Origin of the sequence: Nocardioides sp. (assembly GCF_035481145.1) — a bacterium.
Lineage (GTDB): Bacteria > Actinomycetota > Actinomycetes > Propionibacteriales > Nocardioidaceae > Nocardioides.
The window spans coordinates 1-11,215 of the sequence record NZ_DATIHB010000063.1 but is presented as its reverse complement, the minus strand read 5'-3'; the positions used below and the strand labels follow the sequence as shown (position 1 = coordinate 11,215).

Here is an 11,215-nt window from a genome sequence, read left to right as displayed (position 1 = left end):
GATGTGGACGAGCACGTCGTTGAGGTTCTCGATCAGTGCGCTGATCACCTGGTCGCGGTCGGCGAGGGTCTTGGTGACCGACGCGGTGGAGGCGAGCAGTCCCTCGAGCGTGCCGCCCTCACCCTGGAAGACCTGGACGATCTCGTAGGAGAGCTTGTTGATGTCGCGCGGCGACAACGCGGCGAAGAGCGGCTTGAAGCCGTTGAAGAGGACGGTCAGGTCCAGGGCGGGGGTCGTGTGGTCGAGCGGGATCGTGCTGCCCTCGGCGAGCTTGCCGGTGTCACCCGACTCCTGCGTGACCGCGATGTAGCGCTGGCCGACCAGGTTGCGGAACCGCACCGTGAGGTGCGAGGCCTCGGTCAACGGGGTCTCGTTGCGGACGGTGAAGGTCACGCGGGCGCGAGTGCGGTCGACGATGTCGATCTTCTTGACCGTGCCGACCTTGACGCCCGCGAGCCGGATGTCGTCGCCCTTGAAGACACCGGTCGCGTCGGAGAAGACCGCGGAGTACTCCCGGGTGCGCTCGAAGCCGAGGTTGCCGATGGTGGCCGCCAGCAGAGCGGTCGCCATCGCCGTGATGACCATGAAGATGCTGAGCCGGACGAGGTCGCCGACGGTCTTCTTGTCCAGTCCCTTGCGGCTCATCGGACACTCACCTCCGCACCACGCGCCATCGGCGCCAGCATCACCAGGGCGACGTCGGGCACGGACGCGGAGTCGGACCCGACGACCGGCCCGAGCAGGACCCGCAGGGCCTCCGCCTCGGCCGAGGTGCCGGCGTACGACGTGAAGGCGCTCGTGCCGGGCGCGACACGGGCCGTGCCCTTGCCCGTCGGCACCTCGACGCCGTCGTTGAAGTTGGGAACGGCGGTCCAGGGGTTCGACTGGTCGTTGACGTCGGCCGGCAGCGTGATGCACGTCGGGTCGTTGACCAGGCCGTTGACCGGGAGGTCGCGGGTGTCCCAGCCGCGAGGCTGGTGCGGGAGCAGCTCGGCGTTGATGTGGAGCATGTGGCCGCGGAACGTCTGACGGATCTGCTTCTCCTGGGTGACCATGCCCTGCAGGAAGCAGGCGTACTGCGGGGAGTACTTCGCCAGCAGCCGGAGCTGGACCGACGAGAGCTCGCCCAGACGGATGATGTTCTTCTCGTTCGCCGCGAGGAAGCTCCGCGCCGTGTCGGAGAACGCTCCCACGTCCACGAAGAGCTTCTGCAGCTTGGCCTCGCGCGTCTTGAGCGTGTTGCCGGTGCGGACGCTGTTGCGCAGGATCGTCGCGATCTCGGGCAGCACGTCGGCGTAGAGGTCGGACACCCGGGCGGTCTGGCGGATGTCGACGAGCAGGTCGTCGACCTCGGGGTTGAACCGCTTGAGGTAGGCGTCGAGGTTGGCCAGGCCAGAACCGAGCTTGGTGCCTCGGCCCTCGAGCGCCGTCGCCATCGCGTTGAGCGTGTAGTTGAGCTGCTCGGGCTTGACCGCGCGCAGCAGCGGCAGCAGGTCGGACAGCACCTTCTCCACCTCGGTGGAGACCGCTGTACGCCCGATGACCGCGTTGCGCTGCAGGCTCTTGCTCGTCTCCCCACCCTCGCTCTCGAGCGAGACGTACTTCTCGCCGAAGAGGGTCTTGGGGAGGATCGCGCCCGTGACGTCGGCCGGGATCGTCTTCATGCTGTCGGGATAGATGCCGAGCTCCAGCTCGGCTCCGTTGCCCGAGGGCTTGAAGTCGCGGACCTGGCCCACGATCACGCCGCGGTACTTCACGTCGGCGCGCTGCGGCATCTGGAGCCCGATGTTCGAGGACTTGAGCGTGACCGGCTCGAAGTCGGTGAACTTCTGGCTGAAGATCGCATAGGTGAACCAGAGCGAGGCTGCCATCAGCAGCAGGAAGACCAGGCCGATCAGGCGGTGACTGCGCAGGATGCCCATGTCAGCCCGCCAACCTGACGGTCGTGGAGGCTCCCCAGATCGCCATCGAGAGCATCAGGTCGAGGACGTTGATCGCCACGATCGACGTACGCACGGCCTTGCCGACCGCGACGCCGACGCCGGCCGGACCACCGGAGGCGGTGTAGCCGTGGTAGCAGTGGATCAGGATGACGACGACGGCGAAGACCAGCACCTTGCCGAAGGACCACAGCACGTCGCCGGGCGGCAGGAAGGCGTGGAAGTAGTGGTCATAGGTGCCCGCGCTCTGTCCGTAGCCCTGCGTGACGACCAGTCGCGTCGCGAAGTACGACGACAGCAGACCGACGACGTACAGCGGAACGATCGCGGCGAGGCCGGCGAGGATGCGCGTGGTCACCAAGAAGGGCAGCGACGGGATCGCCATGACCTCCAGCGCGTCGACCTCCTCAGAGATCCGCATGGCACCGAGCTGTGCGGTGAAGCCGCAGCCGACGGTCGCAGCGAGCGCGATGCCGGCGACGAGCGGGGCGATCTCACGGGTGTTGAAGTACGCCGACACGAAGCCGGTCAGCGCACCGGTGCCGAGCTGGTTGAGCGCGGCATAGCCCTGGAGACCGACCTCGGTGCCGGTGAAGAAGCACATGGAGACGATGACCCCGACGGTGCCGCCGATGACTGCCAGCGCGCCGGTGCCGAGCGTGACCTCGGCGAGCAGGCGGAGGATCTCGCGCGACCAGCGCTTGAGGACCACGGGGGTCCACGCGAGGGCGCGGAGGTAGAAGGCCAGCTCGGAGCCGAGGTGGTCGAGGAACGAGAAGAAGCGCTGCGGGAGCGCGAGGAGGGTCCCCATGCGCTCAGCCTGTCTTCGGGGGGATGAGCTGGATGTAGAGCGCACTCATCACGAAGTTGACGACGAAGAGCAGCATGAAGGTCACGACGACGGAGATGTTGACCGCGTCGCCGACCCCCTTCGGGCCACCTCCGGCGTTCATCCCCATGTACGACGCGACGATCGCCGCGATCAGGCCGAAGACGAGAGCCTTCAGCATGCCCTGCCAGAGGTCGGGCAGCTGGGCGAGCGCGGTGAAGCTCGCCAGGTAGGCGCCTGGTGTGCCGTTCTGGAGGATCACGTTGAAGACGTAGCCACCGGCCACACCGACGACACTGACCAGGCCGTTGAGGAAGACCGCGACCAGCATGCAGGCCAGCACCCGGGGCACGACCAGGCGCTGGATCGGGTCGATGCCCAGCACCATCATCGCGTCGAGCTCCTCGCGGATCTTGCGCGCGCCGAGGTCGGCCGCGATCGCGGAGCCGCCGGCGCCGGCGATGAGGAGCGAGGTCGCGATCGGGCCAGCCTCACGGACGACCGCGAGGACCGCGGCCGAACCCGTGAAGGACTGCGCACCGAACTGCGCGATGAGGCCACCGACCTGCAGGGCGATCACCGCTCCGAACGGGATCGCGACGAGCGCGGTCGGAACGATGGTCACCGAGGCGATGAACCATGCTTGCTGGAAGAACTCCCGAGTCTGGAACGGTCGTCGGAACAGCCCCCGTGCAACATCCAGCGCGAACGCGAAGAGCTTGCCTGCCGAACCGATAGGCGCGAGAGCCCTGGAAGCGGTGAGCGCTGCCATGGCTGTCTCTGATCAGCGGGTGGGGCTGATCAGGCCTCTCCCTTCGCCGAGGCGTTCGCGGCGAGGATGGAATCCGCCCGGAACGAGCCCGGCGGCGGGGTCACCCCGTTGAGGCGGCACCACTCGCCCGGCGGCCGCTGCGACTTGCGCGGGATGCCGTTGGAGGTCTCGAGCTGGAGCGGGATCGGCGGCAGCGGCGGAAGGTCCATGTCCTTCTCGGCGGCCAGCTGGTCGGCGTCCTTCTCCTCGGACATGCCGATCGGGCCGACGGTCTGCGCGTTGAGGAACTGGCGCACGACCGGCTCGTCCGACGACAGCAGCATCTCGCGCGGGCCGAACATGGCCAGGTGCTTGTGGTACAGCAGGCCGATCTGGTCCGGGACCACACGCACGGAGTGGATGTCGTGCGTGACGATCATGAACGTCGCCTCGATCTGCGCGTTCAGGTCGACGAAGAGCTGGTTGATGAAGGAGGTGCGCACCGGGTCGAGACCGGAGTCGGGCTCGTCGATGAGGAGGATCTCGGGGTCGAGCACGAGCGCACGGGCCAGACCGGCACGCTTGCGCATACCGCCGGAGATCTCACCGGGGAGCTTGTACTCCGCGCCGATGAGGCCGACGAGGTCCATCTTCTCGAGGACGATCCGCTTGATCTCGGACTCCGACTTGCGGGTGTGCTCACGCAGCGGGAACGCGACGTTGTCGAAGAGGTTCATCGAGCCGAACATCGCGCCGTCCTGGAAGAGGACGCCGAAGAGCTTGCGGACTTCGTAGAGGTCCTTCTCCGAACAGTTGGCGATGTCGGTGCCCTCGATGATGACCGAGCCCCGGTCAGGCTTGAGGAGGCCGATGAGGGTCTTCAGGAGGACCGACTTACCGGTGCCGGACGGGCCGAGCATGACGCAGATCTCGCCGGCGGGCATCGTCAGCGTGACGTCGTTCCAGATCAGCTGCTTGCCGAACGACTTCGTCAGATGCTCGATCTTGATGTCAACACCCATGAGGGTTCCTCTTCCTTAACGTGCGACCTGGTGCACCGGCCGGAGCCGACGTCCCCACGCTGCAGTCAACGTGACCGTGTGCGCAAAGTTACGGCCTTTCGTGGCGGGCGTCACGCCAATCTCAGGATTCGTACTCGTCGGTAACAAGTTCGGGCGCTCCCACACCGCAGACACCGGCAAATGACGATCGGGCGGACACCCCGAAGGGTGACCGCCCGATCAGCTGGCTCAGGAGCCAACGAGGTGCGATTCAGAGAATCAGCGTCACTTGACGGTGACGGTGGCACCGGCGCCCTCGAGCGCCTCCTTGGCCTTGTCAGCGGCAGCCTTGTCAGCGCCCTCGAGGATCGCCTTGGGGGCTGCCTCGACCAGGTCCTTGGCCTCCTTGAGACCGAGGTTCGTGATCGCGCGCACCTCCTTGATGACGTTGATCTTCTTGTCGCCAGCGGCCTCGAGGATGACGTCGAAGGAGTCCTTCTCCTCGGCAGCCTCGGCGGCCGGGGCGCCAGCGCCGCCGGCAGCAGCAACGGCGACCGGAGCAGCGGCGGTGACGCCGAAGGTCTCCTCGAACTCCTTCACGAACTCGGAGAGCTCGATGAGGGTCAGCTCCTTGAACGCGTCAAGCAGCTCGGCGGTGGTGAGCTTCGCCATGATGGCGGTCCTTTCTCAATGACTCGCTCCGGTGTCGGAGCGGGCCGGGTTTCAGGTGGTGTGGTGCGTCAGCCCGAGGATCAGGCGTCAGCGGACTCGGTCGCGTCGTCGGCCGCGGGGGCCTCCTCGGCAACCGGGGTCTCCTCGGCAGCGGCCGGGGCACCGGCACCACCTGCGAGGATCGAGGGGTCGTTCGCGGCCTTGGCCTCGAGAGCGGCAGCAAGCTGCGCGGTCTTCGACGGCAGGGCGTTGAACGCGTAGAGCGCCTGGGCCATGGTGGCGGTGAGAGCACCGGCAACCTTGGCGAGCAGCACCTCGCGGGACTCGAGGTCAGCCAGCTTGGCAACCTCGGAGGCCTCGAGAAGCTTGCCGTCCAGGACGCCGCCCTTGATGACAAGGGCGGGGTTCGCCTTGGCAAAGTCACGCAGACCCTTGGCCGCCTCGACGACGTCGCCCTTGATGAAGGCGATCGCGGTCGGACCGGTGAGCAGGTCGTCGAGACCCTCGATGCCCGCCTCACGGGCGGCGATGAGGGCCAGCGTGTTCTTGACCACGGCGTAGTCAGCGTTCTCGCCGAGCGAGCGCCGCAGGGTCTGCAGCTCCGCAACGGAGAGACCGCGGTACTCGGTCAGGACGGCGCCGTTGGAGGCGTTGAACGTGTCAACGACCTCGGCAACAGCGGCTGCCTTGTCTGCCCGTGCCATGGGTCTCCTTCTGAATTGGTGCGAGACCACCGCCCGGCAACGAAAAACGCCCTGGCGCAGGCGCTCAGGGCGTGTGTGGATCGTGAGATCCTCGCTCCGAATCCTGCGCAGGTCATCCGCTTCGCGGAACCTTCGGTCACCCTGCTGGGCAGGGAGACGACCGGCGGTCTCTGGTTTCAGTGGCAGAGCCTACGCGTCGCTCCCTGCACCGCCAAATCGAGGCAGAGCAGGGAGCACACGGCGTACGACGGGGTCAGTTGCTGCCGACCTCGTTCTCGTTCTCCTGGGTCTTCGCCGTCAGCTTCGTCTCCTGGACCTGGCCAGCCGGCGGCGCCTCGATCACGGTGCTGGCTCCGTAGTTGCTGAAGGTGCGGATCTGCTCCGACTTGATCGCGCCGATCTCGGTGGGGATGGTCAGCTTGACGACCTGGTCCTCGTTGTCGACCCAGACGTCGAAGACCGCCTTGTCGCCGGGGTTGCCCACGACCGGGTTGCTGGTGACTTCCTTGACCTTCTCGATCGCGACGGTCACGCGGTAGTGCACGGCCTCGGCCACACCCACGTTCTCCACACCGATCACCTGGAAGCCGGCCGGGTCCTCGAAGATCGCCAGCTGCCGGCGGGGGTCGGCCTCGTTGTTGAGCGCCTCGACCAGGACCTGGGAGTTGTCACCGGTGAGCTTCGCCCACGGCTTCGTCTTGGAGAGCCGCGGCTCGTTGATGTACCAGATCCCGTCGACGAGACGTGCCTCGCCGGCACCGCCGGTCGCTCCGCGCGGAGCGAAGGCGAGGCCGACCTCCTTGCCGTCCCAGGTCACCCGGCCCTCGACGACCGACTTGATCTTGCCGTCGAGGGTCGTGGTCTCGACATAGCTCCAGGAGCCGGCCTTCTCGCGCGCGTCGATGAGTGCCTCGGCGAACTCGTCCTTGCGGAGCTCGTGGAAGCCGCCGAGCGAGGCGGCGTCGTCGTCACCGAGCTTCGGGAGCACCACCACCGCCACGACGAGGAGGGCCAGCGCCGCGAGGGCACCGAGGACGATCAGGACGTTCCGGCGAGAACGAGCAGCCGGGCTCACGGGTTGCGACATGGGCGGTAGTCAAACATGACGAAGGCCCCACCCGGCGTACGGGTGGGGCCTTCGCGGCTGATTCTCAGGAAGCCCGAAGATCAGGCCAGCAACTTCGTTGCAGCCTTCAATCGCCTCGGCAGAGCCGAGCAAGCTCGGTCTGCGCTCGGCTCAATCAGGCCTCGTCCTCGACCGCGACGTTCTTGGTGCGGTTGGGGTCGATCTGGATGCCGGGGCCCATCGTCGTGGAGATGGTGACCTTCTTGATGTAGCGGCCCTTGGAGGAGGCCGGCTTCAGACGAAGGATCTCCTCCAGCGCGGCAGCGTAGTTCTCGGCGAGCTGCTGCTCGGAGAAGGAGGCCTTGCCGATGATGAAGTGGAGGTTCGCGTGACGGTCCACGCGGAACTCGATCTTGCCGCCCTTGATGTCGGCGACAGCCTTGGCGACGTCGGGGGTGACGGTGCCGGTCTTCGGGTTGGGCATGAGGCCACGGGGACCGAGCACGCGGGCCACACGGCCCACCTTGCCCATGAGGTCCGGCGTCGCGACAGCGGCGTCGAAGTCGGTCCAGCCGCCGGCCACCTTCTCGATGAGCTCGTCGCCACCGACGAAGTCGGCGCCGGCCTCGCGGGCGGCGTCGGCCTTGTCACCGTTGGCGAACACGAGGACGCGGACGGTCTTGCCCGTGCCGTTGGGCAGGGAGACGGTGCCGCGGACCATCTGGTCGGCCTTGCGCGGGTCGACACCGAGCGACATCGACACGTCGACGGTCTCGTCGAACTTCTTCTTGCTGGCACCCTTGGCGATCTTGATCGCGGCGAGCGGGGCGAAGATCTCGTTCTTGTCGAACGACGCCGCCGCGGCGCGGTAGGTCTTGCTGCGCTGCATGATTCTTCCTTCGGTTGTTAAGAGGAGATGTGGTCAGCGGGCCAGCGCGGCCCTCCCACGGTTCAGTCGGTCGTGACGCCCATCGAGCGGGCGGTGCCCTCCACGATCTTCATCGCGGCCTCGATGTCGTTGGCGTTGAGGTCGGGGAGCTTCGTGGTCGCGATCTCGCGCACCTGGTCCTTGGTCAGCTTCGCGACCTTGTCCTTGTGCGGGACCGACGAGCCCTTGGCGATGCCGGCGGCCTTCTTGATGAGCTCCGCAGCCGGCGGGGTCTTCGTGATGAAGGTGAAGGTGCGGTCTTCGTAGATGGTGATCTCGACAGGGATCACGTTGCCGCGCATGGCCTCGGTCTGGGCGTTGTACGCCTTGCAGAAGTCCATGATGTTGACGCCGTGCGGACCGAGGGCGGTACCGACCGGCGGGGCCGGCGTCGCGGCGCCAGCCTGGAGCTGCACCTTGACGAGCGCGGCGATCTTCTTCTTGGGAGGCATTTCAATCTCTTTCTGTCTCGTGGTCGTTAGCGAGGCGCCTCACGCCTCTGCCACCTGCGTTGCGCCTGCCCCGTCGTACGGCGGAGCGGGCGATCAGCCAGTCCGGAAGGTCAGACCTTCTGGATCTGGTTGAAGCTGAGCTCGACCGGGGTCTCCCGGCCGAAGATCTCGACGAGCGCCTTGACCCGCTGCGACTCCGCGTTGATCTCGGTGATCGTCGCGTGGAGCGTGGCGAAGGGGCCGTCGACGACCATGACGGAGTCGGCGACGTCGAAGTCGGCGACCTCCACCGGCTTGCGCGCGGCCTGCGTGGCGCCCGACGGGGACGGCGTGCCGGCAGCAGCAGCCTCGGCCTCGGCAGCGGCCACGACGGCCGGCGCGAGCATGTCCTCGACCTCGGACATCGAGAGCGGGACCGGCTGGTGCGAGTGACCGACGAACCCGGTCACGGACGGGGTGTGGCGAACCGCGGACCACGACTCGTCGGTGAGGTCCATGCGGACCAGGACGTAGCCGGGAAGGACGGTGCGCTTGACCAGCTTGCGCTGGCCGTTCTTGATCTCCGCGACCTCCTCGATGGGGACCACGATCTCGTGGATGTAGTCCTCCATGTTGAGCGAGATGATGCGGTTCTCGAGGTTCGCCTTCACCCTGTTCTCCATGCCGGAGTAGGTGTGGATGACGTACCAGTCGCCGGGCTTGGCCCAGAGGTCGCGGCGGAACTGCTCGAGCGGGTCGGACTCCTCGGAGACCTCGTCAGCGGCGGCCTCGTCAGCGGCGTCGGCCTCGGGCGCCTCGCCCTCGCCGGCCTCGACGCCGAGGTCACCCTCGACGTCGACCTGCTCGGCGTCGACGGACTCCGGCGTCTCGACGATCTCGTCGCCTGCTGCCTCGTCGTACTGCTCCGACACGTGCTGCTCCGTCATCTTTCGTGTTCCTGAACCCGCGGCGGGAGTACCCGCCGGGGAATGCTGGCGTCTTTAGCGGGCGTCCGGACCCGAGAAGATCGCGAAGACCAGCTTGCCGAAGCCGAGATCCAGCATCGACACAATCGTCATCATCACCACGACGAACACGAGGACCACGAAGAAGTACGTGATCAGCTGCTCGCGCGTGGGCCAGACGACCTTGCGCAGCTCAGCCAGGACCTGGCGGTAGAAGGTGACCGGGCCCGTCCGAGGCCGGGCCGGGGCCTGGTCCTGCACGGCGTCGTTGTCCGACACTCCATTCACCTTCCGCTGACTGCGCTTGCGTCTTTGCAGGGCACGAGGGACTCGAACCCCCAACCCCCGGTTTTGGAGACCGGTGCTCTGCCAATTGAGCTAGTGCCCTCCGATGCTGCCCGACTCCTCCAAACCCGGTGGGTGGGCATGGCGAAGTTTTGGTGGGAAACACCAAACCGGAACTCTACGGGGTCCGCCGATCCGATGTCGAACCGGGGCCGCCTCCCGCGTCCTCACCGCCTCACGGCCGGACGGGTCCGCGGACACGGGGTCGAGGTGTGCCCGCGCCCGTGGAAACATGGGCACGTGACCGCGCAGACCACTCCTCTCGCTGACCGCAACCCCGACGAGCTCGCCGCGTTCCTCGCGGAGCAGAAGGCGGCGTACGACACGCTGCAGGCCCGCGGCCTGAAGCTCGACCTGACGCGCGGCAAGCCGGCGCCGGAGCAGCTGGACCTCTCCAACGCGCTGCTGCAGCTGCCGACGTCGTACAAGGACGCCGACGGGGTCGACGTCCGCAACTACGGCGGCCTCGAGGGCATCCGCGAGATCAGGGAGATGTTCGCCGAGCTGCTGTGGTGCGAGCCGGCGCAGATCGTCGCCGGCGGCAACGCCTCACTGGTGATGATGCGCGAGGTCCTCACCGACCTGTGGCTGCACGGAGCTGTGGACGGGGAGAAGCCGTGGGGCCAGGAGGAGAAGGTCACCTTCATCTGCCCCGTCCCCGGCTACGACCGCCACTTCACGCTGCTGGAGTGGTTCGGCATCGACACCGTCACCGTGGCGATGAACGCCGACGGCCCCGACATGGACGAGGTGGAGCGAATCGCCGCCTCCGACCCCTCCGTCAAGGGCATCTGGATCGTGCCGACGTACGCCAACCCGACCGGCTCGGTGGTCACCCAGGAGGTCGCCGCCCGGCTCGCCTCGATGCCGACCGCGGCGCCCGACTTCAAGATCCTGTGGGACAACGCCTACGCACTGCACCACCTGACCCAGGACGAGGCCAAGACCGCCGACATCCTCGGGCTCTGCTCGGCGGCGGGACACCCGCACCGCCCCATCCAGTTCGCCTCGACCTCGAAGATCACCTTCGCGGGTGCGGGCGTCGCGTTCCTGGCGGCCTCGGTGGAGAACGTCGGCTGGTACACCACGCACCTCGGCAAGGGCGCGATCGGCCCCGACAAGGTCAACCAGCTGCGCCACGTCGAGTTCTTCGGGTCAGCTGACGGCGTGCGCCAGCACATGGCGAAGCACCGCGACATCCTCGCGCCCAAGTTCGCTGCGGTGCTGTCCGTGCTCGAGGAGAAGCTCGGCGGCCTCGAGGTCGCGACGTGGACCGACCCGACCGGCGGCTACTTCGTCTCGCTCGACGTCCTCGACGGCACCGCCTCGCGCGTCGTCCAGCTGGCCAAGGACGCGGGCATCGCGCTGACGCCGGCCGGTGCGTCGTTCCCCGGTGGCAACGATCCGCGCGACCGCAACATCCGCCTGGCGCCGTCGTTCCCCTCCCTCGAGGCCGTGCGCGACACGATGGAGGCCGTCGCGACCTGCGTGCTGCTGGCGTCGGCCGAGAAGCTGACCGCCTGACCGCCGAGGCGGCGCAAACCTGCACCACCCGTGCGCCGAGGCGGCGCGAACCTTCAGAG

13 protein-coding genes and 1 tRNA gene are annotated in these 11,215 nt (G+C 67.4%); 1 reads left to right on the top strand and 13 read right to left on the bottom strand.

From position 1 onward, the window contains the following. The 13 genes from VLF38_RS05225 to VLF38_RS05165 all read right to left on the bottom strand — a co-directional run. Window positions 1–645, bottom strand: a 645-nt coding sequence (locus VLF38_RS05225; protein ID WP_325270225.1) for an MlaD family protein, incomplete at its 3' end; no start/stop codon positions are given. Then, complete coding sequence (locus VLF38_RS05220; protein ID WP_325270224.1) at window positions 642–1,922, bottom strand: MCE family protein; 1,281 nt, start codon at window positions 1,920–1,922, stop codon at window positions 642–644. The genes VLF38_RS05225 and VLF38_RS05220, both read right to left, overlap by 4 nt. A gap of 1 nt (window position 1,923) precedes the next feature. Continuing rightward, window positions 1,924–2,751, bottom strand: a complete 828-nt coding sequence (locus VLF38_RS05215; protein WP_325270223.1) for an ABC transporter permease — start codon at window positions 2,749–2,751, stop codon at window positions 1,924–1,926. A 4-nt stretch (window positions 2,752–2,755) separates the two neighbouring features. Next, a complete protein-coding gene (locus VLF38_RS05210) occupies window positions 2,756–3,541 on the bottom strand; it encodes an ABC transporter permease (protein ID WP_325270222.1) in 786 nt (261 codons plus the stop codon). Between the two features lie 29 nt (window positions 3,542–3,570). Then, complete coding sequence (locus VLF38_RS05205) at window positions 3,571–4,542, bottom strand: ABC transporter ATP-binding protein (RefSeq protein WP_325270221.1); 972 nt, start codon at window positions 4,540–4,542, stop codon at window positions 3,571–3,573. Window positions 4,543–4,806: 264 nt separating this feature from the next. Next, window positions 4,807–5,193 (bottom strand): 50S ribosomal protein L7/L12, encoded by a 387-nt coding sequence (gene rplL, locus VLF38_RS05200; protein ID WP_325270220.1) that lies wholly within the window; start codon window positions 5,191–5,193, stop codon window positions 4,807–4,809. 80 nt (window positions 5,194–5,273) lie between these two features. Beyond that, window positions 5,274–5,897, bottom strand: a complete 624-nt coding sequence (gene rplJ, locus VLF38_RS05195) for a 50S ribosomal protein L10 (protein ID WP_325270219.1) — start codon at window positions 5,895–5,897, stop codon at window positions 5,274–5,276. A gap of 253 nt (window positions 5,898–6,150) precedes the next feature. Then, window positions 6,151–6,984 (bottom strand): hypothetical protein, encoded by an 834-nt coding sequence (locus VLF38_RS05190; protein ID WP_325270218.1) that lies wholly within the window; start codon window positions 6,982–6,984, stop codon window positions 6,151–6,153. 154 nt (window positions 6,985–7,138) lie between these two features. Then, window positions 7,139–7,852 carry a 50S ribosomal protein L1 gene (rplA, locus tag VLF38_RS05185; RefSeq protein WP_325270217.1) on the bottom strand — a complete coding sequence of 238 codons (714 nt, stop codon included), beginning with the start codon at window positions 7,850–7,852 and terminating at the stop codon, window positions 7,139–7,141. 62 nt (window positions 7,853–7,914) lie between these two features. Next, complete coding sequence (rplK, locus tag VLF38_RS05180) at window positions 7,915–8,343, bottom strand: 50S ribosomal protein L11 (protein ID WP_107698744.1); 429 nt, start codon at window positions 8,341–8,343, stop codon at window positions 7,915–7,917. Between the two features lie 110 nt (window positions 8,344–8,453). Next, entirely contained in the window at window positions 8,454–9,269 is an 816-nt protein-coding gene (nusG, locus tag VLF38_RS05175) for a transcription termination/antitermination protein NusG (RefSeq protein WP_325270216.1), read from the bottom strand. Window positions 9,270–9,323: 54 nt separating this feature from the next. After that, complete coding sequence (gene secE, locus VLF38_RS05170) at window positions 9,324–9,566, bottom strand: preprotein translocase subunit SecE (protein WP_107698742.1); 243 nt, start codon at window positions 9,564–9,566, stop codon at window positions 9,324–9,326. A 36-nt stretch (window positions 9,567–9,602) separates the two neighbouring features. After that, window positions 9,603–9,675: transfer RNA gene (locus VLF38_RS05165), tRNA-Trp, on the bottom strand. A gap of 197 nt (window positions 9,676–9,872) precedes the next feature. Between VLF38_RS05165 and VLF38_RS05160 the strand changes: the two genes are divergently transcribed. Continuing rightward, complete coding sequence (locus tag VLF38_RS05160; protein WP_325270215.1) at window positions 9,873–11,156, top strand: aminotransferase; 1,284 nt, start codon at window positions 9,873–9,875, stop codon at window positions 11,154–11,156. Window positions 11,157–11,215: the final 59 nt, after the last annotated feature.

Excerpts from the sequence above, each read along its gene's own strand:
- nusG (WP_325270216.1), bottom strand. The coding sequence starts at position 9,269 with ATGACGGAGCAGCACGTGTCGGAGCAGTACGACGAGGCAGCAGGCGAC.
- VLF38_RS05215 (WP_325270223.1), bottom strand. The coding sequence starts at position 2,751 with ATGGGGACCCTCCTCGCGCTCCCGCAGCGCTTCTTCTCGTTCCTCGAC.
- VLF38_RS05210 (WP_325270222.1), bottom strand. The coding sequence starts at position 3,541 with ATGGCAGCGCTCACCGCTTCCAGGGCTCTCGCGCCTATCGGTTCGGCA.
- VLF38_RS05220 (WP_325270224.1), bottom strand. The coding sequence starts at position 1,922 with ATGGGCATCCTGCGCAGTCACCGCCTGATCGGCCTGGTCTTCCTGCTG.
- VLF38_RS05190 (WP_325270218.1), bottom strand. The coding sequence starts at position 6,984 with ATGTCGCAACCCGTGAGCCCGGCTGCTCGTTCTCGCCGGAACGTCCTG.
- rplK (WP_107698744.1), bottom strand. The coding sequence starts at position 8,343 with ATGCCTCCCAAGAAGAAGATCGCCGCGCTCGTCAAGGTGCAGCTCCAG.
- rplJ (WP_325270219.1), bottom strand. The coding sequence starts at position 5,897 with ATGGCACGGGCAGACAAGGCAGCCGCTGTTGCCGAGGTCGTTGACACG.
- VLF38_RS05205 (WP_325270221.1), bottom strand. The coding sequence starts at position 4,542 with ATGGGTGTTGACATCAAGATCGAGCATCTGACGAAGTCGTTCGGCAAG.
- rplA (WP_325270217.1), bottom strand. The coding sequence starts at position 7,852 with ATGCAGCGCAGCAAGACCTACCGCGCCGCGGCGGCGTCGTTCGACAAG.
- rplL (WP_325270220.1), bottom strand. The coding sequence starts at position 5,193 with ATGGCGAAGCTCACCACCGCCGAGCTGCTTGACGCGTTCAAGGAGCTG.